General features: G+C 54.8%; 17 protein-coding genes and 1 pseudogene. 10 read left to right on the top strand and 8 right to left on the bottom strand.

Annotation, left to right across the window (positions count from 1 at the left end; translation table 11 throughout):
* From ACN0V1_RS20780 to ACN0V1_RS20760, 5 genes are all read left to right on the top strand, one after another.
* Positions 1-425: class II glutamine amidotransferase (locus ACN0V1_RS20780; RefSeq protein WP_417546777.1), on the top strand; the 425-nt coding region annotated here is incomplete at its 5' end.
* A 95-nt stretch (positions 426-520) separates the two neighbouring features.
* On the top strand, positions 521-1846 hold the full coding sequence (locus ACN0V1_RS20775) for a nucleotide sugar dehydrogenase (RefSeq protein WP_417546776.1): 1326 nt from the start codon (positions 521-523) through the stop codon (positions 1844-1846).
* A gap of 96 nt (positions 1847-1942) precedes the next feature.
* Complete coding sequence (locus ACN0V1_RS20770; protein ID WP_417546775.1) at positions 1943-3925, top strand: acyltransferase family protein; 1983 nt, start codon at positions 1943-1945, stop codon at positions 3923-3925.
* A gap of 5 nt (positions 3926-3930) precedes the next feature.
* Complete coding sequence (locus ACN0V1_RS20765) at positions 3931-5844, top strand: glycosyltransferase (protein WP_417546774.1); 1914 nt, start codon at positions 3931-3933, stop codon at positions 5842-5844.
* Between the two features lie 77 nt (positions 5845-5921).
* Entirely contained in the window at positions 5922-7067 is a 1146-nt protein-coding gene (locus tag ACN0V1_RS20760) for a CDP-glycerol glycerophosphotransferase family protein (RefSeq protein ID WP_417546773.1), read from the top strand.
* On the opposite strand, the gene ACN0V1_RS20755 is transcribed toward ACN0V1_RS20760, so the two are convergent.
* The 8 genes and pseudogenes from ACN0V1_RS20755 to ACN0V1_RS20720 form a co-directional block, all read right to left on the bottom strand.
* Entirely contained in the window at positions 7064-7453 is a 390-nt protein-coding gene (locus ACN0V1_RS20755) for an adenylyltransferase/cytidyltransferase family protein (protein ID WP_417546772.1), read from the bottom strand. The genes ACN0V1_RS20760 and ACN0V1_RS20755 overlap by 4 nt on opposite strands.
* A gap of 26 nt (positions 7454-7479) precedes the next feature.
* Positions 7480-8400, bottom strand: coding sequence for a glycosyltransferase family 2 protein (locus ACN0V1_RS20750; RefSeq protein ID WP_417546778.1), 921 nt, complete (start codon positions 8398-8400; stop codon positions 7480-7482).
* A 38-nt stretch (positions 8401-8438) separates the two neighbouring features.
* The gene (locus ACN0V1_RS20745) at positions 8439-9428 is read right to left on the bottom strand and encodes a glycosyltransferase family 2 protein (protein WP_417546771.1); all 990 of its coding nucleotides are present in this window, start codon (positions 9426-9428) and stop codon (positions 8439-8441) included.
* 20 nt (positions 9429-9448) lie between these two features.
* Entirely contained in the window at positions 9449-10075 is a 627-nt protein-coding gene (locus ACN0V1_RS20740; protein WP_417546770.1) for a class I SAM-dependent methyltransferase, read from the bottom strand.
* Positions 10076-10085: 10 nt separating this feature from the next.
* Positions 10086-11801, bottom strand: coding sequence for an ABC transporter ATP-binding protein (locus ACN0V1_RS20735; protein ID WP_417546769.1), 1716 nt, complete (start codon positions 11799-11801; stop codon positions 10086-10088).
* Positions 11802-11829: 28 nt separating this feature from the next.
* Positions 11830-12681, bottom strand: a complete 852-nt coding sequence (locus tag ACN0V1_RS20730; RefSeq protein ID WP_417546768.1) for a glycosyltransferase family 2 protein — start codon at positions 12679-12681, stop codon at positions 11830-11832.
* Positions 12678-14513: a hypothetical protein gene (locus tag ACN0V1_RS20725; RefSeq protein WP_417546767.1), complete on the bottom strand. Its 1836-nt coding sequence runs from the start codon at positions 14511-14513 to the stop codon at positions 12678-12680. Before ACN0V1_RS20725 ends, ACN0V1_RS20730 begins: the two co-directional genes overlap by 4 nt.
* A 353-nt stretch (positions 14514-14866) precedes the next feature.
* A pseudogene (locus ACN0V1_RS20720) lies at positions 14867-14975 on the bottom strand (prepilin-type N-terminal cleavage/methylation domain-containing protein); the annotation flags it as partial.
* Positions 14976-15235: 260 nt separating this feature from the next.
* Between ACN0V1_RS20720 and pilB the strand changes: the two are divergent.
* From pilB to yacG, 5 genes are read left to right on the top strand one after another with little or no spacing between them, the layout of a single operon-like run.
* The gene (gene pilB, locus ACN0V1_RS20715; RefSeq protein WP_417546766.1) at positions 15236-16936 is read left to right on the top strand and encodes a type IV-A pilus assembly ATPase PilB; all 1701 of its coding nucleotides are present in this window, start codon (positions 15236-15238) and stop codon (positions 16934-16936) included.
* A gap of 3 nt (positions 16937-16939) precedes the next feature.
* Positions 16940-18208, top strand: coding sequence for a type II secretion system F family protein (locus tag ACN0V1_RS20710; RefSeq protein ID WP_417546765.1), 1269 nt, complete (start codon positions 16940-16942; stop codon positions 18206-18208).
* The gene (locus ACN0V1_RS20705) at positions 18208-19080 is read left to right on the top strand and encodes a prepilin peptidase (RefSeq protein ID WP_417546764.1); all 873 of its coding nucleotides are present in this window, start codon (positions 18208-18210) and stop codon (positions 19078-19080) included. The genes ACN0V1_RS20710 and ACN0V1_RS20705 overlap by 1 nt, the downstream gene beginning before the upstream one ends.
* A 53-nt stretch (positions 19081-19133) precedes the next feature.
* Complete coding sequence (gene coaE / locus ACN0V1_RS20700) at positions 19134-19733, top strand: dephospho-CoA kinase (protein WP_417546763.1); 600 nt, start codon at positions 19134-19136, stop codon at positions 19731-19733.
* Positions 19733-19924 carry a DNA gyrase inhibitor YacG gene (gene yacG, locus ACN0V1_RS20695; protein ID WP_083725328.1) on the top strand — a complete coding sequence of 64 codons (192 nt, stop codon included), beginning with the start codon at positions 19733-19735 and terminating at the stop codon, positions 19922-19924. Before coaE ends, yacG begins: the two co-directional genes overlap by 1 nt.
* Positions 19925-19985: the final 61 nt, after the last annotated feature.

Below are 19985 nucleotides of genomic sequence, written 5' to 3'. Positions count from 1 at the left end.
ACTACACGCCGGTCGGCGACACCGACAGCGAAGCCATCTTCTGCCACCTGCTGAATAACCTCGCCCGCCGCTACAGCAAGCCCCCAAGCCTTGCCGAGATCGCCGACACCCTCAGCCAATGCTGCGCCCCGCTGCGCGAACTGGGGGTGTGCAACCTGATGCTGAGCAACGGCGACTGGCTGTTTACCCTGTGTACCAGCAAACTCCACCGGATCACCCGCCGCGCGCCCTTCGGCCCAGCCGTGCTCAGTGACATTGACCTGGAAATCGACTTTCAGCAGCACACCACCCGCAACGACGTGGTGACCGTGATCGCGACAGAACCGCTGACCAGCAATGAGCAGTGGCAGGCGTATGAGACTGGGGAGTGGCGGTTGTGGGAGAAGGGTGAAACCATGCTGTGCGGACACCTGCCAAAAGCGTAAGCAGGCTCCCAATACTCATACCCGCGCCTTGCTAGTAGTGCTGCCATTTGCAATGATTCTTGCGCCCACCATGAGACTCAAGGATCGCCTGCTCAATGTCCCAGCCAACCACCGCCACAGCCTCACTGGACACCCTCGCGCAACGTATTCGCGACGGTAGCTGCGTTGTTGGCATTTACGGTCTGGGCTATGTCGGCCTGCCGCTGGCCATTCGTTTTGCCGACGTTGGTATCAAGGTGATCGGCTTTGATGTCGACCCGGTCAAGGTAGACAAGCTAAACCGCAACCTCAGCTACATCGAACGCATTGAGCCCGACACCATCGCGCGCATCCGCGAGGCCGGCTTCGAGGCAACCTGCGACTTTGCACGCAGCACCGAGGTGGACGCACAGATCATCTGCGTGCCCACACCACTCGACAGCCATCACCAGCCTGATCTCGGCTTTGTCGAGAGAACCGTCGACAGCATCCTGCCGCACCTGCGCCCAGGCCAGCTGATGAGCCTTGAAAGCACGACCTGGCCCGGCACAACCGAGGAGGTTCTGGCGCCGCGCCTGCAGCGCGCTGGCTTCACGCCGGGCGACAACTGTGCGCTCGTCTACTCGCCTGAGCGCGAAGATCCGGGCAATGCGCAGTACAGCACCGCACAGATCCCCAAGGTTATCGGTGGCGCAACACCACGCTGCCTGCAGCTCGGCGAAGCCCTGTACGCCCACGCCATCGAAACCATGGTGCCGGTCAGCAGCCCGCGCGTGGCAGAGATGACCAAGCTGCTCGAAAATATTCACCGCGCCGTCAACATCGGACTGGTCAACGAGATGAAGATCGTTGCCGACCGCATGGGCATCAATATCCACGAAGTCATTCAGGCGGCTGCGACCAAACCCTTCGGCTTTGTTCCCTACAGCCCCGGCCCCGGCCTTGGCGGCCACTGTATCCCCATCGACCCCTTCTATCTCACCTGGAAGGCCAAGGAGTACGGCGTCAACACCCGCTTTATCGAACTGGCAGGTGAAATCAACCACTATATGCCCCACTGGGTGGTACAGAAGGTTGCCGACGCCCTCAACGACCACGGCAAGGCCGTCAAAGGCAGCCGCATTCTGGTACTGGGGCTGGCCTACAAAAAGAACATCGACGACACCCGCGAGTCGCCCGCCGTCGAGATCATGTCACTACTGCAGGACAAGGGCGCCCAGGTTGCCTACTCAGACCCGCACGTGCCCAGCTTCCCGCAAAAACGGGACTATCACTTCGACCTCCAGTCCGTCGAACTGACAAGCGAGAACATCGCGAGTTACGACTGCCTGGTGCTCGCAACTGATCACGATGGGTTTGATTACGCAGCGTTGATAGAACATGGGCAGATCATCATCGACACCCGCGGGCGCGTGCAGGGGGAGAATGTGGTAGATGCGTGATGGGCCGTAGCTCGCCCTGCTGCCACGACCGTCTACGCTGACAGCAATCGTTAGCCTTTCACTACGGATAAAGCCGCACCACAACAAGGATCAGTCTTGGAGCCCACATTGCAACTGCGCTACCAGCCAGCTATTCAGGGACTGCGGGCAATTGCCGTCCTGCTGGTCTTGGCTGCGCACGCAGGGGTGCCCAACCTGTACGGCGGCCTTATTGGTGTCGACGTTTTTTTTGTCATCTCGGGCTACCTGATCACCGGCCTGCTGGTAACGGAGATCAACAATAGGGGCAAGCTGGATCTGTTGCAGTTCTATGCCCGTCGTCTGAAGCGCCTGCTACCCGCTTTACTGCTAATGCTGTGCGGAACAGCATTTGCAATCGCAGCCTTTATTCCCCTGCCGGAACACCCGGCACAAGCCTCGGCAGCCGCCAGCGCAGCGCTGTGGATAAGCAATATCCATTTCATCCTGACGGAACAAAGCTATTTTGAGAGCACGACCCTTGCCAACGCTTTTCTGCACACGTGGTCACTCGGTGTTGAAGAACAGTTTTACCTGCTATGGCCACTGTTGATCCTGCTGATTTACAAAACCACCGACAACCTGCGCCTTCCCTTACTCGTCTGCATTGCGCTGGCGAGTTTCACCTGGTGCCTCTGGCTTACCCACGAAAACCCCACGCTAGCGTTCTACCTTATGCCAGCCCGGATCTGGCAATTCAGTATTGGCGCGATTGTCTGGCTGGTTGCCAGCCATTCTCCCTGGCGCACACTTCCTGCCGGGCGCTTCCTGTTACCAGCAGGGTTACTGGCCATCGTGGGCGCTGCCTGCTGGATTGATAAGTCCACACGCTATCCTGACTGGGTCAGCCTGCTGCCAACATTAGGCGCTGCACTCTGCCTGCTAACACTAGATCTTCAAGCCAGCGAAAAGACGCCAGCTTCTCTGCTGGGCTGGGGGCCGCTCAAGTACATAGGTGACATATCCTACTCCCTCTACCTTTGGCACTGGCCGGTGCTGGTCGTAGGCCAACACCTACTCCCGGAAACAACGCTTTACTCTCAACTGGTGTTACTCGCCACATCATTTGTACTGGCCCATCTGTCATACCGACTGGTTGAGAACCCGATCCGCAGATACAACAGCAACCACTTCCCGGCAAAGTGGCAGTTGCTCGCATGCCTTGTTGCTGTTGCCCTGAGCAACGTGGAATTGATCAAGTGGCACAACAGCGCAACCCGGGAGATCAAAGCCCAGCCCCCATCACCCTACGCCCTAGCCCGAAAAGACCTTCCAGAAACCTATCAGCTGGGCTGCGACGAATGGTACCTGTCGGCGCAGGTTAAACCCTGCGAGTTTGGCAATAACACGGCCCCAAGACATGCCGTGCTCTGGGGCGACAGTATTGGCGCGCAGTGGCTTCCTGCGCTGAAGCGTGCACTCGACCTGGAAGCAGGCAAATGGAGAATCACAGTCCTGACCAAAGCCGCTTGTCCGATTGTGGACCAGCCGCTATTTTACGAGCGACTCGGCCGACTCTATACGGAGTGCAGCGACTGGCGGGCCAGCGCATCTGATTACATCAAACGGCTAAACCCGGATTTACTGATCATTGGCTCTTCAGGAAGCTACGCATTGGATAGCGCGCAATGGGCACAAGGGATGCAACGCATACTCAACGAACATACCGGTACCGCACAGCAAAAAGTGCTCATTGCGCCAACCTATGCTCTGGGCTTCAACGGCATAACCTGCCTGGAACAGCACGACCCCGCGACCTCATCGCAGCCTAGTGCAACAGCCTGCACTACCACAGCCGAGAATCAGAACCGAGCAGGGGCCATCAGCGGGCTGAGCCAAGCAGCGCAGATGACACCAGCAACCACCCTGATCGACCTGAATGACCAGGTTTGCCCAGACGGTGTGTGCCGAGCCCGCATGAAGGGAGTATTTGTTTACAGAGACAATGAACACCTGACTGCAACCTTTGCGGCCAGCCTGCATCCGACTCTACGCGAGAAGCTGGAGCAGGCTATCAGCGCCAAACCCGACAACCAAGCAGCGCAGCCCGCGAAGCCGTAGCCAAAATGAAGAATAACGAAAACCCCAGAATCCTGATTATTACTCGCAACCTGCCCCCTCTGGTCGGAGGCATGGAGCGACTCAACTGGCACATGGCCGATGAACTGACTAAGTACGCCCAGGTTCGTGTTGTCGGCCCCAAGGGGGCTGCGGCTCAAAAACCACGAGACGTATCAGTGGCAGAGGCACCTCTGAAGCCGCTGCCACTGTTCCTGGCAGTCGCTTTCCTCAGGGGGCTATGGACCGCCATCACCTGGCGCCCCCAAGTAATCCTAGCTGGCAGCGGCCTTACCGCCCCCATCGCATGGCTGCTGGGCAAGCTGTGCGGCGCGAGATCTGCGGCCTATTTGCATGGTTTTGACATCAGCGTGAATCACGCTGTTTACCGCAAGCTTTGGCATCCGACGTTTAAGCGGCTCAATCACGTTATTGTCAACAGCACACCCACAAAGCAATTGGCGTTAGAGGCAGGCGTAACCGACGCACAGCTAAGCATAGTCTTTCCTGGTGTCAGCCTTCCCGCAGCGCCACAGCCCCCCGAGTGCATCGCCGCATTCCGGGAAAAACACGGCCTGACAGGCAGGAAAATCCTGCTATCGGTAGGCCGCCTAACCACGAGAAAAGGACTGCGTGAATTTGTTGAGCTGAGCCTGCCCAGCATTGTGCAGGCTCAGCCTGATGCAATACTGGTGGTGGTTGGGGAAGCCCCCAAAAACTCACTGGGTGCGGGTATACAGACTGTCGAAAGCATCCAAGCGGCCGCGGCCAAGGCCGGCGTTGGTGAGAATATTATTTTCCTTGGTGTTATTACCGACCCAACCGAGCTGGCCACGGCTTATGAAGCGGCTGACGTGCATGTGTTCCCTGTCCGCCACATCCCGGATGACCCTGAGGGCTTTGGAATGGTAGCTATTGAAGCTGCTGCACACGGGTTACCGACGGTGGCGTTTGCAACGGGGGGAGTGATCGATGCAGTCAAGAGCGGGGAATCCGGAGAGCTCGCAGAGATCAATAATTACCCGCAATTTAGCAGAAAAATAGTCTCAATTATTACCAACCCTAAACCGGACACCAGTACCAAGTATGCGAGGCGATTTGAATGGTCGATATTTGGTAGTGCCGTCTGGCAATCTTTGATAGTCAAGCCCCTTGCAACCGGTGCTCGGAAAGCTCACGCCTCTATAGACCTCGCATCGCGAATACCAAAAGCAAAAAAAATTGAGATTTTACTGAATATAAGAGAGCGATTTTCACAGCAAAATATTCGCATGCTAGAGGTAGGCTGCGGCTCAGGAGGAATCACCCATTATTTTGCAACGCATAAATCCATTAATTGCGAGGTGGTCGGCGTGGATGTAAATGACAATCGCATGGTACGGGATGGATATAAGTTCTTTAAAGTAAGCAGCGTAGAGCTTCCGTTTCCCGACTCCTCCTTCGACGTCGTCATCACCAACCACGTCATCGAGCATGTCGGAGAAAAAAAAGCCCAGCTTGAGCATTTGCGCGAAATACAACGCGTGATGGCTCCGACCGGTACCTGCTACTTTGCAGTACCGAACCGTTGGATGATCACAGAGCCTCACTACAAGCTTCTCTTTTTAAGCTGGCTTCCCCGAAGTTGGCGCACACCATACCTACGATGGAGGGGAAAGGGCGAATTCTATGATTGCAAACCGCTTCAACTGGCAGAAACCGAGAGTTTCCTGAAGCAATCAGGGTTTGTTTATGAAAATATCAGCGTCCGTGCAGCGAAGACGACCTTTGTGATAGAGCAACCAGACTCCCTCCTCACAACGCTAATATGCCACACTCCCGATTGGCTACTGAACATTTTTAAGCCTGCAATACCAACACTAATCTACATTCTAAAAAAGACTTCAAATACAGGCTTTAAGGAAAAACCAGAGAGGCTGTAAAACTGAGCGCTATTAACACTAAAAGCTAGAGCTAAAAAGCTTTAACACCGAACAACTACTCAAAACAACGCAGCCTAATGAAAATCAACAAATCACGCCCATCTCATTGGCTTTACCTCCTTGCGTTTACGTGCCAGGCGACACTGGGGCTTATACTACGTCTAGTGACAGAAAGGTCAGCCATAACTCTCTACGGACACAAGCTAAACGGCAACCTGTTAGCGCTTTACCAGAGCTGTGATAAGTCCACATTCCTCAGTATGGATCTAGCCTACTGCCGCTCTTTGCACGCACAAGGCATACGGGCGCAATGGGCTTGTGGCATCGGAGCAGCGCTATTACTAGCCCGCTCCAAGGCGCTCATTAGCGACCATGGTCTACATAGCTTGGAGCTAATTTTAACCTGCTATCAGAAAACCGGACTTAAATGCTTCGACGTGTGGCACGGTATTCCTTTCAAAGGCTTTGATGCAGACGACTTTCGCCTACAGCATCGATATGATGCCACCTGGGTTGCATCTCCCCTGGTTCGAAAGCTGTATATAGAGCGCTTCGGTTTCGAGCCCGACCGAGTAGTAGTTACCGGATACGCACGCACCGATGCCCTTGTCGAGCAACAGGCATGCAACTTAGACATACGAAAAGAGCTTGGACTACCGGAAACCGGTGCAGTTGTATTATTTGCTCCAACATGGTCACAGGATGCAGCCGGCCGAAGCCTTTACCCCTTCGGCTACTCCGAGGCAAACTTTCTAGCCGCACTTTCCTCTATCGCTGAGCAGCATGATGCGACAGTGATATTGCGCACTCATCTCAATAGCGACGCAAGCGCAGAGCAGGAGCACCCCAATATAAAGCGGATGCCAAGCAGCGACTGGCCCGACACCGAGAGCATCCTTCAGATCAGCGACATCCTCATCTGCGACTGGTCATCTATTGCGTTTGACTTCTTACTACTGGATAGACCGACCATTTTCTTGGATGTCCCCCCTCCGTTTCGAAAAGGGTTTTCACTAGGCCCCGAGTTCCGGTTTGGCCCCATAGTGGATTGCATGCCGGCGTTGACTGAGGCGCTAGTCTGCGCAATGCAGAGTCCCGACCACTACTGGCGAAGCCATTCAGAGAAACACCAGGAAGTGAAAACAACAATCTATGAAGACTGGGCCGATGGCCAAGCGACGCAGCGCTGCTTGGCCCAGTTGGCAAGAGCCTGCTCAACCTAAAATCGAATTTTTTCAATAATCGCTGTGGTTGAAATAGCAGGGGTTCTCTCGAAATAAACTACGCGGCAGATATCATTGAACTCGTCAAAGCGCCCCTTCCAGTCATCCCCCATTGCTAGGACCTTCGCACCGTGATGCTGCAAGTAGTGCCTTTTCAACTCCAAAGACTCCTCTAAAAAAACCTCGTCTACACAGCGGAGGGCGGCAACCAGCCTCAAGCGCTCGTCCTGGCAAAACACGGGGGCCCTCCCCTTCTTGCTGACATTCAACGCATCACTTGACACGCCAACCACCAAACGGTCGCCTAATTCCGCAGCGCGCTCCAGGATACGCAAGTGCCCAACATGAAAGACGTCAAAGGTTCCAAATGTCAGCACCGTAGACACTGATCTAGTCATCAAAGGCCCCACCACTAATCCGCACGACTGGCACCGCGATGACGCCTGCGGTGAAACTGGTAGCTAAAGTAAATTAGTGCTCGCCTGGGGAGAGCAATCAGTACTCCAGGGTTAGCCAAAACAAGCGTCGCAGCCTTGAAAAAGTGCCAACCTTTTAGAGCATCCGCCAACGCGTACAAGGCCTCATTTCGTCTCAATGAGATGATCTTACGGTGAAAGGCCACTTTTATATTGTCTGGCCACCCCTCGAGTACGGCACACGACTCAATACATAAACGCATGTCGTGCGGCCCTGCCAACGCAGTGAGCGACCCCGGTTGGACGCGATACAGATATAGCGCCTCCGGAAGATAGCGAAATTCAAGCCCTGCATGCGCCAAACGAATCACATACTCAGCGTCCTCTCCAAACGATCGGAATGAGTGCTGCACCCCTGCGTCGCGAATAGCGGACATAGGAATCAGTGGTTTTATAAGCAATCGAGACGATCCCAAGTAGCCTTCAAGCCCAAAGTCATAGGGGCTCTGCCCAGAGCCACCGAAGGCGATATCTCCATGTAGTCTACGCCAAGGCACTAGCCCTTCCGGAGAGGAATGACACGTCATGATATCGTCGAACACCATACGACTTGGCACAGTGGTCGCGACAGACAGCAGGCGCTCCAAGCGCTCAGGCAACCAAGTATCGTCAGCATCAATAAAAGCGACCCAGGGAGCGCATGCTAGCGCTATTGCTCGGTCTCGGCTCGCACCAGGCCCCACATTGACTGGATTTCGAATATATCTGAATCGCGGGTCCTCGATGGAGCCCAACACCTGGCCGGAGGCATCAGATGAAGCATCGTCACAAACTATAAGCTCCAAATCCCGCATACTTTGCGATAGAACGGAGTTTATGGACTGCATCAGAGTGCCTGCAGTGTTATAGGCTGGCATAATCACTGATACGATGGGCTTGTCCATGCTCTCGTGCATCACACTCTACCAACGCCAAGTTTATCGAGAATCAAACGAACAGGATGATACAACCAACGAACAGGGATCAGAGCACTCTCAACCCATAAAGGCGGGATGTCTCTAAGCAAAGGTAAAGAATGGATCCTGGAGGGTGGGCGCCGACCGACAACAAGATTATCGGCTGCTTGAGCCATTTTCACCCAATACTGATAGTCATACCGAAGCCCCTTCTGTATACAAGCCCAAAGACCATCCGAAGCAGCAATTTTTCTATTATGGCTTAGCCCGCCTGCAACCTGAAGCGCGCAGACCAATTGCAGTATGAGTTCAGCTCTAGCAGACAGAGCCTGCTGACCGGGATCCCTGCCCCGAGAAACCCTTGCACCCGTATGCTGGACCCAAGCGCCAACTGTTTCATCAACGCATGCCCAGCGAAGACCCGGGCTCACAGAAAGCTTCATAAACCAGAAAACGTCTTGCCCAACGGGCAAATCAATATCCCACCTGGCAGCCGATAGCATCTCTCTTCGATAGAGGTGCGCATGGGTCACCGTCATCCTAGCAGGCCCCAACGCGGCAACGACGAGATCACTTGTATTAGGCGGAGACAATCTCTTCACGCAGTTCAGCTTAGAATTTACGACATCTATTGAACCTGAGCATATGTCAAGATTTTCCTCTACAATCTTGACTAGCTGCCTCATACAACTGTCAGGGTATAAATAGTCATCATCATCAAGGAACCGGACATAACCCCCTGAAGCATTTATCAACCCATGGTTCCTAGCCTGCGGCGCACCAGCCATCGTTAGCGGCAACCACTTTACGCGAAAGTCTCTCGCAAAATCACGAGCTATCCTACGCCAAGAGTCATCCGGCCCATTGGGGACGACTATAACTTCCACCTCATAATCGCCGGCGGACTGCAACGCGCTATTAATCGCCCGGCCTAAGTATTCGGCACGCCTAAAGGTTGGAATGACGATCGAAACGACCGGTTCAGACATATTGTATCTCTATACCCGAGCTACTTCTTGAACACAAAGAAGCGATGATATGGGTTTTCCCGGACTCGATAGGTACTCATTGCAGCACCAGGCACACAGTTAAGGAGCAGGCTAGATACGTCGCTGAGAGCATAATCTTTCTTATTGATCTCCCAGTAGTGCTCGCCATCGAACACGTGTACATCACCCCGATAAAATGGACGCTCGAACATGATATTTAAAGGCCGCACATAAGGAATTCGCACCGAAGAGGACCAACACGGCCTTGCATCAGGAAGACTAATAACCACACCACCAGAGCAAACCCTCCACATTTCTCTAAGCACACTCAAGGAAACATCGAACGGCATGTGCTCAAGTACCTGGAAAGCACAGACGACATCGAAGCTTCCGTTATTGAACGGCATCTCCTCTGCCGAAGCCAGATAATCCGGACACAGCGTCTCATCAATATCAAGCGTTTCAAGCCGGCACCCAAAGCCATTAATCACAGACTTGAGTACACCAGGGCCAGGCCCCACCTCCAGGACCTTCTTCGGATCAAGAGCGAGCAGCTCTGAGACTTGGTGCCAAACACTCATCCATCTACCACGACTCATGTAGCGTCCGAACTGGTAATGACCATCCTTAACCTGCCGAGCCATCATATATGCCCCCTTATGGCCCAGGCGCTATTGAGATGATTTCATCGCAATAGCGCAGCGACTCTGCATTGTGAGAAACAATTAAGATAGTTTTCCTGCTTGACAGCTCGCGCAGAGCGCTACTTAATCGCTGCTCTGTGTTCACATCCAACGCACTAGTAGCCTCATCCATGAGCAAAACCGGTGGATCGCGATAAAGTGCACGAGCAATACCTATTCGCTGCCGCTGCCCCCCCGATAAGCGCACACCACGCTCGCCAATAACAGTGAGATAACCCAAGGGCAGCTCTGTGGTCACAAAGTCATGTATCTGGGCCACTCGAGCTGCGCGCTGCACTGCATTCATGTCGACTTGATTGCTCGGCACACCAAACGCGATATTCTCAGCAACAGTTAGGTCCGCCAGATAAATATGCTGGGGCACGTAGCCTATGGACCCTTGCCAATTCGTTACATTTGAGCTGTCCACTGCAGTATCGTCAATCAGCAAACGCCCAGCTTGCGGCTCCAGCAGCCCCAATAGCAGGTCCATCAATGTGCTCTTCCCGGCTCCGCTTGCGCCTACAATACCGACGCATCTATTCGCATGGATTTCCAGACTAAAACCAGAGAAGATAGGCTTATCAGGCGAAGCAGGGTATGCGAAGGTAACATTCTTCAACCGAATACCGCGTTGCGGACGCAGCTTGCCTGCAGCTCTTAAGCCCGAGTTCACAGGTAGCGACAGATGCTGGGCTATAACATCAAGCGCGGCGGAAGAAAATTTCAGCTGGGCAAAGCCACGATACATAATCTGAACAGAGGGTAAAATTCGATAGGCTGCGAAACCATACAACCCCAACACTGGCAGTACCTGAGCGATATCCTCACTTCGCTCCATAAGGATCAGTGATAGACAAATCAGCCCGGTGTAACCAACAGCCTCTACAATATATAGCGGCGACTGGCTCAGTGTTTCCGCGTTAGCTTGGTGACGTGAGTACCCACGCGAGGCTGACGTAAATCGGCCTAAGTACGCGTCAGCAGCATTTGTCACTTTTACGTCTTTAATTCCCCCAAGCACCTCGTTACAAGCCTTGAAACGTGCGCCATTCTCTAGCTGCCGCGTCCTGCCAGTTTCGACCAGCCGCTTACGCACCAGCACGTAGATGACAGCGTATAACACTAGCACTACGGCAACCGCAGCTACCGCGATCCAAGGATCATATAGAAGAAGGACAATAACCATCGCCAGGACAACAGCCCCCTGTGCCACTAACTGGGACAACGGCTTGATCAGCCCAACGAGTAACTGGTCTATCTCGGAAAGAGCGTTACGCGCGAGCTCAGCAGAGTTATGGATTAGAAAAAACTCATATGGCTGAGCCAAATACCGCGAAAGCAGGCGCGAGCTTATCCCGTGGCGCAACATATAGGCAAACCGGTTGATCGCGTGAAGAGTCAATGTCTTAAACAGTGACGATCCGACCACCAAGGCAATAGAAATACCGCCCAGCACCACAATGAATTCGCGTTCACTTTCAGGATTTAGTGACTCGTACAGCCAGTTAAGGAGTACAACTTCATGCACGATATCTGGCCTAGAAAGCACAGACAGAAATGGCATAATGGATACAACACCAATCGTTTCCACAAAGGCCATCAGCACGACAAGCACCATCATCAAGACGGACTTTTTACGCTCCTCTTGAGTTAGGACATGCCAAACTTTAATCAAATCTGACTTCATCTAATCAACCCGACTTTCGCCGAGCCCATTACTGCCCACCCCTATACATTAACGCGGTAATCTGCTCCGAAATCAGCCCCATCAGAAACACCATGACGCTGCCGGTATAGAGCAGAGCACTCATATTCGTAAAACGCCCAAATGCACCAAGGGTGTAGCCATACCACCCTGTAGCCACAAGGAAGGCCAGCATAGCGATCGGCGCAAAAAGTTTTAACGGAGAATAAAGTGTTCCGATCTTGAAGATGATAAGCAAGAATCGCACGCCATCTTTGAAGGGCTTGATATGGCTCTTGCCGATACGTTGAGCAGCATGGATCGGCTCGTAAGCGACCGAATAACCCGCTCGAAAAAAAGCCATAGTTGACGTAGTCGGATAAGAAAACCCGTTGGGAAGGAGGTATAAAAACTCTCGAAACTTCTCTGCTCGCACCGCACGAAAGCCCGATGTCAGGTCCTCGACACTGTGCCCAGTCATATAGGAGGCAAGCCGATTGTAGAAGCCGTTAGCCAAGCCACGTCCGACGCTGGCTTGGGACCCTTGCTGGCGCGCCCCAACCACCAGGTCATAGCCCTCCTCAAGACGCGCGAGCAACCGCGGTATATCGCTTGCAGCATGCTGTCCATCGCCGTCCATGAACACAATTACATCACCGGTCGCGGCCCGCGCACCAGTTTTGATAGCGGCACCATTACCCTTGCTATAGGGGTGCGAGATAACCATCGCGCCGGCCTCCGCAGCTAGCGCGGCAGTATTGTCGGTTGAACCATCGTCCACAACCACGACTTGCGCCTGAGCGCAGTACTCGAGTACGCCTTTAATAACGTCTGCAATTGTCGCTGCTTCATTTTTGGCGGGCAAAACCACGCTAAGGCTCATTGGGCGTTTCCTGCTTGTGCACTGCGCATCATGTCACTCCATTCTGCAAGCCCGGCATCTTCAAGCTCGGCAAGCATTCGCTGGAAGCTTGCACTGGATGAAGAGGACCTTTCCGCAAAGCGAATAAAATAGGGTAACGCCTCATCCTGTTGCCCGTGCTTGTAAACAAATACGGCCACCCGCAAATACTCATTGCTACTCAGGGGCACCTTATCTACCAGAATGCCTATCGCCTGGACCACCTTGCCAGCATCAATGGCAAACCCCCGATCCACATTATTCATCATGGTCCAGACAACAAATTTATCTTGCCAGCTGGGCGGCACCTCTAGCAGCACGATGAAGAAGCGCTGCCAGTCATCGTCCTCCACCGTTCCTAGCAGGGTTTTGTAAATGACCAGATTGGATGCCAGAGGGCTGGCTTCCACCTGCTGCAACCCCGCCTCGTTCGCATCGATAGCATGTTCCAGATGAATCTTCTCGCCAGTCGCTTTATAAAGATCAAAGTGCGCGCCACCCAGTTGTGTCCAGGCGCGAGTTGACCCTGGCAACAACTCTACTAATTTCTCCGCATGGCGGACGGGGTCGCCCCACGTGTAGGCATGCGACAACGTCGTGACACCAAGGGCTGCCAGCCCTGCGCAGAGTGTCGCAACAGCAGCAGATTTGCCAAGCGGCAGGCGTTGCCAAGCCAGCGTCAACAGGTCACCTACAGCGAGTACCGCACCAATAAGAGGAAAGTGGTTGCGATGTTCGAATACCAGCTCCAGCGCGATGACATTGCTGGTAATGAAGTGACCGGAGAAGAAAAGCAGCACGCCAAGAGCAAATACCGGGCGTACATTGCGCCAACACCACGCCCAGACCAGCAAGCCAATCACCGCGACCAGCGACGGCAGCGTCGTCCAGGGCGACCAGAGGCTGCGCGAGACCGGAAGGTCATCGTAGATAAACGTCATGTGATCAGGGTAGGGAAAAACAATCTGCCAAAGGTAAAGGCACAACACCCGCGCCTGGGTCATCAGGCGCTCAAGGCTGGAAAAGTTTCTACCTCCGTACGCATCCCACGACCAGTAATGGGGTACAACCACAAAGAAATATACAAGCAAACCCAGCACGCTTAGCAGGGTATAGGTTTGCCGCCAACCCTTGGCGACATCTTGCCGCGCTGCGCGAAAACGCAAAACCGTCAGCTCCAGGGCCAAGCAGAAGGCGAACAGCAGCGGCGCATCCTCTTTGCAGCCCAGGGCGAGCAACCAGAAGAAGAGCACTGCCAAGCCTTGAACGCGTCCACGCCCCGTGCCGGCAATCTGGATCTGGCGCATGCTCAAGTAAGCCCATAAGGCCAGTACCAGAAACAGGGTTTCCATAGTCTGCATGCGCTGAACAACATACATGACAGAGGAGACTTGCAGGGGGTGAACTCCCCAAGCTAACGCAAAAACCAGAGCCCCTAGAGCGGCTTGTGGTGGAGCCCACTCCGCCAGCAACAGCAAACGACGCAGACACAGCGCCAGGAAGAATACAGTAGCCCCGTGAACAAACAGGTTAGTCGCCTTGAACGCAGTTGCATCCATGCTCCCTGCGCGCCAGTAATCGAGGGCGAAGCTCAGCATCGGAAGCGGCCGACCACCCACACCATCATGAAAGCTGAATGCAGCGTTTCTCAGCCCCTCAACACTTAGCACGTCAACATAAAGCAAGTGGTTTTGCAGGATATTAAACCCGTCGTCCAGAACAAAATCACCGCTCAGAGCAGGAAAAAAAACTAAGGATGCGGCGACTGCGACGAGCAAGGAAAAAAAAACAAAGTACCTAAAAGGAAACGTCAAAACCCCAACTCCTGAAACGCACGCAACTATCAGCAGACAATATAAAAGAGCACCTTAAAAACAAAAAGCGCCTTTCAGGCGCTTTTTGTTCAGAAGGAACCGGTATTACTGCAGTTCGCAGGAACCAGTACCAGATTGGCATACAGTATTCTGCTTCAGAGTAGTGTTACCACGATCCTGAGCAGTGAAAGTCAGCGGGGTATCAGCATTGTAATTAGCAATAGTCATGCTGACAGTGGTGGTGTCATCGCACGCAGACGGCTCAAAAGCAGTGGGAGTACGGTTGTCAGCAGCATCAGCAACAGCAGTGCCCATATAGGCCTTGGCTTCAGCTAGGCAAGCGCCGTTGGCGGAGCGCTGGGTGTAGTCGCGATAAGCCGGCAGAGCGATGGCGGCCAGAATACCGATGATCGCAACAACGATCATCAGTTCGATCAAGGTGAAACCCTTTTGAGCTTTCATGATTAACTCCTTTAATGTGAAATAGCCGTTCGGCTGCAATTCCTCAAGCAAGCTTTGTACCAAGCTCGAAAAGCCCACCAAACACAACCGAACCTGACACTAAAGAGGTTGTTCAAAATAGAATTGCTGCCGCACTCCGCCAGAATGTGACATTTTTTGTCACCACCGTTAACCAACACCGATCAGACCGTGCAATGAGGCGCGCGCCTGTACTATAGTCACCAGAAATAACGGACCCGCAATTCGAGAACGAAAGCCTCATGGAAACCCCTGCTCTGTCCGGGCTGGCACGGCGTATTGTGCAAGAAGGAATTCTCACCGCCGAAACCGCCTCAAAAGCATCCCAACAAGCCACCCAGGACAAGATCCCTTTTATCACGCATCTGGTGCAACGCAAGCTGGCCGATGCCAAATCGCTTGCAATGGTGTGTGCTGACGAGTTCGGCTACCCCTTCTTCGATCTGGCTGCCTTGGACAAAGAGGCACAACCTAAAGAGCTGGTCAGCGAAAAGCTGGTTCGCCAGCACAACGTCATGCCGCTGTTCAAGCGCGGATCACGCTTGTATCTGGCTATTTCCGACCCGACCAACCAGCAAGCGCTCAGCGACATCCAGTTCAACACCGGTTTGATGACAGACGCCGTCATTGTTGAAGACGACAAGCTGCATGGCGCCATCGACAAGTACTTGGACAGCCCGACCGGCGGCCTCGGCGACATAGGTGACGCCGAACTGGACGAACTGGATGTCCAGGCCGTGAAAGACGACGACAAGCAGGACGCCGGCTCCGACGCGGACGACGCCCCCATTGTCCGCTTCGTCAACAAGATGCTTCTTGACGCCGTGCGCATGGGCTCATCCGACTTGCACTTTGAGCCATACGAGAAGGCCTACCGGGTACGCTTCCGTACCGACGGCGTGCTGCATGAAGTAGCCAAGCCGCCACAGCAGCTGGGTGTACGCATCGCTGCTCGCTTGAAAGTCATGTCGTCGATGGACCTCGCCGAGCGCCGCAAACCACAAGACGGTCGCATCAAGCTGAAGATATCCAAAAGCAAAGCCATCGACTTCCGGGTCAACACTCTGCCCACCCTCTGGGGCGAAAAGGTGGTGCTGCGTATTCTCGACTCAGAAAGCGCCAAAATGGGCATCGATGCGCTGGGGTATGAAGACGATCAGAAAGAGATGTACCTGGCGGCCCTGGCCCGCCCGCAGGGCATGATCCTGGTAACAGGCCCGACGGGTTCCGGTAAAACCGTCTCGCTGTATACCGGCCTGAACATTCTGAATACCGAGGAGCGCAACATCTCCACCGCCGAGGATCCGGTCGAGATCAACCTGGAAGGCATCAACCAGGTTAACGTGAACCCCAAACAGGGCCTGGACTTCGCCCAGGCCCTGCGCGCGTTCCTGCGTCAGGACCCGGACATCATCATGGTCGGTGAGATTCGCGACCTGGAAACGGCCGAGATTGCCATCAAGGCTGCACAGACCGGCCACATGGTTATGTCCACCCTGCACACCAACAGCGCAGCGGAAACCCTGACCCGGATGCGCAACATGGGTGTGCCCTCCTTCAACATTGCTACGTCGGTAAACCTGATCATCGCCCAACGCCTGGCGCGCCGGCTCTGCAAGAGCTGCAAAACCACAATCGATGTACCGCGCGAAACCTTGCTTGAGGAAGGCTTTTCAGCGGAAAAAATTGATGCCGGGATTACAATTTACGGCCCCGTGGGTTGCGAAAATTGTAAAGACGGTTATAAAGGACGTGTTGGGATTTATGAAGTCGTCAAGATCACTCCAGCAATGCAACGCATCATCATGGAAGACGGCAACTCTATTCAGATATCTGACGTAGCCCAGAGCGAGGGCTTCAGAAACTTGCGCCAGTCAGCCCTAATGAAGGTAGTAGAGGGTGTGACCAGCCTGGCGGAAGTAAACCGAGTGACCAAGGACTAAGTCATGGCGCAACAAGCAGCACTTAAAAAGAACCCTGCCGCTGCCAAAGCCAAAAAGGCCAAGGAAGAAAAGCTCTACCCCTTCAAGTGGGAGGGCAAGGACCGCAAGGGTACCAAGATAACCGGCGTCCAGCAGGGCAGCAATGCAGCCCTGGTCAAGAACCAACTGCGCAAGCAGGGTATTCTGGTTACCAAAATCGGCCGCCAGTCGACACTGTTTGGCAAGCGTGCCAAGCCGATCAAACCGCTGGACATCGCATTCTTTACACGCCAGCTGGCAACCATGATGGCTTCCGGTGTACCTATTATTCAGGCCTTCGAGATTATTGCCGAAGGCGCAGAGAACCCCAACGTTGCCAAGCTCGTCACTGACATCAAGAACAACGTAGCCTCCGGCAGCTCGCTGGCAGAATCACTGCGCCAGCACCCCAAGTATTTTGACGACCTGTTCTGCAACCTGGTTGAGTCGGGTGAGCAGTCCGGTCGCCTCGAATCCTTGCTTGATCGCATCGCGACCTACAAAGAAAAGACCGAAGCGCTCAAGGCCAAAATCAGAAAAGCCATGACCTACCCCATTGCCGTTATCGTGGTTGCGGTGGTAGTGACGGTCATCATGCTGCTCAAAGTAGTGCCAAGCTTTCAGGATGTATTCGACAGCTTCGGTGCAGACCTGCCGGCGTTTACCATGTTCGTTATCGGGCTATCCGAGTGGCTGCAAGCATGGTGGTTCGTAGGGCTTATCCTGCTAATCGCGGCCGGCTACACCTATACGCAGGTCCACCGGCGATCCAAGCCCTTCCGTGACTATCAAGACCGGGCACTGCTGAAAGCTCCCGTGGTCGGCGATATTGTCTATCAGGCTGCCGTTGCACGCTACGCTCGCACCTTGGCAACTACCTTTGCCGCTGGTGTACCACTGGTCGATGCGCTGGACTCGGTAGCCGGTGCAGCCGGCAACGTGGTGTTCTATGACGCCGTCATGAAGATCAAAGAGGATGTATCGGCTGGTTCACAGCTGAGCTTCTCCATGCGCACCACCAACGTGTTTCCGTCGCTGGCCACCCAGATGGCCGGCATCGGCGAGGAGTCGGGTAACCTTGACGGCATGCTTGAAAAGGTCGCCGACTACTACGAAGCAGAAGTCGACAACAAGGTTGATAACCTCACCACACTGCTTGAGCCCATGATCATGTGCGTGCTCGGCGTCCTTGTCGGTGGCCTGATTGTTGCCATGTACCTGCCAATCTTCCAGCTGGGTAACGTAGTAGGTTAATGACAGCCGCCAGTCTTATGGCCAGCACCCCGCTGGCCTTTATTTTGCTCGCCGGCCTCCTGGGCCTGATCATTGGCAGCTTTCTCAACGTGGTCATTCTGCGCGTGCCACGCATGCTGGAAATTGAGTGGCAGCAGCAGGCGCGGGAGATTCTTGAGCCGGATCGCGAGCACACGCCGCCGGCGACCTACAACCTCATTCTGCCCCACTCGCATTGCCCCAAGTGCAAGACCGAGATCAAACCTTGGCAGAACATACCGGTCATCAGCTACCTCCTGCTGCGCGGCCGTTGCGGCAACTGCAAGGAGCCGATCAGCCTGCGCTACCCGGCAATCGAGCTACTGACTGCCGGGCTTTCCATGCTGGTCGCCTGGCAAATGGGCTTTGGCCTGGCAACCGCGGGCATGCTGGTGCTCACCTGGGCGCTGGTCTGCCTGAGCATGATTGACGCCGATACCCAGCTACTGCCGGACATCATCGTCCTGCCACTGCTGTGGCTGGGCCTAATCCTCAACAGCTTTGGCGTGTACACAGACCTCAACACCGCGCTCTGGGGCGCCGTTGCTGGTTACCTGAGTCTGTGGTCGGTCTACTGGCTATTCAAGCTGGTTACCGGCAAGGAAGGCATGGGTTACGGCGATTTCAAGCTGCTGGCCATGCTGGGCGCCTGGGGTGGCTGGCAGGTGCTGCCGCTGACCATCCTGCTGTCTTCTCTGGTCGGCGCCATTTTGGGCCTGATCATTCTCAAGGCGCGCGGCGCCAACAACAGTACGCCCCTGCCCTTTGGCCCCTACCTGGCCATCGCCGGCTGGATCGCTCTGATCTGGGGTGAGACAATTACCGGCCATTATTTGCGTTTCGCCGGTTTCTGACTCGCTCCTGTCCGGGGCCATAACGATCGGCGCCCTGAACGAAGGAACACCGGATGATCATAGGCCTGACCGGCGGCATTGGCAGCGGCAAAACCGCTGCCGCCAACCGCTTTGCCGCCGCCCACGGCATTCATGTTGTGGATGCCGACCAGAAGTCTCGTGTCGTGGTTGAGCCGGGACGCCCGGCGTTGGCGCACATCGTCGACCGCTTTGGCGAAGCCATGCTGCTCGACGACGGGACACTGAACAGAGCCGCTCTGCGCGAAACAGTCTTTGCCGCTCCGAAACAACGGCAGTGGCTGGAGCAATTGCTGCACCCGCTGATCCGCGATGAGATCATCACCGACCTGCACTCCGCCACTTCCCCATACGCGCTATTGGTTTCCCCCTTGCTGGTCGAATCCGGACAAAACAGCCTGACCAGCCGGGTAATCGTTGTCGATGTGCCTGAGACCATGCAGTTGGCGCGCACCGTGCAGCGCGATGCGGTGCCCGAGGCACAGGTACGCGCCATCATGCAGGCCCAGGCACAGCGCGAAGAGCGCCTGCGCCACGCCCACGATGTATTGACCAACGACAGCGACCTTGCCGCCCTGCATGCCCAGGTTGACGCACTGCACGCTCGCTATATGCAATTACTGGAGCGCCCCTGATGACGCTGACCGTCAACTGCCCCACCTGCCAGGCACCGGTGTCCTGGAATGAAACCTTCCCCCAGCGGCCGTTCTGCAGCGAGCGCTGCCGGCTGATCGATCTGGGCGCCTGGGCCGCCGAAGAACATGTCATCCCCGGCGGCGAGAATGAAGAGCAGGATCTGTTCTCTGACGACCTGCCGGAGCAATGACAGTGCGCCGCATTCATGTCATGGCCGCGGTGATTCGCGACGCCGAACGCCGTATTCTGAT

The sequence above is a fragment of the Marinobacter sp. genome (assembly GCF_048266785.1).
GTDB lineage: Bacteria > Pseudomonadota > Gammaproteobacteria > Pseudomonadales > Oleiphilaceae > Marinobacter.
Note: the sequence above shows the minus strand (reverse complement) of the source record. Positions and strands in the feature narration are given on the sequence as shown.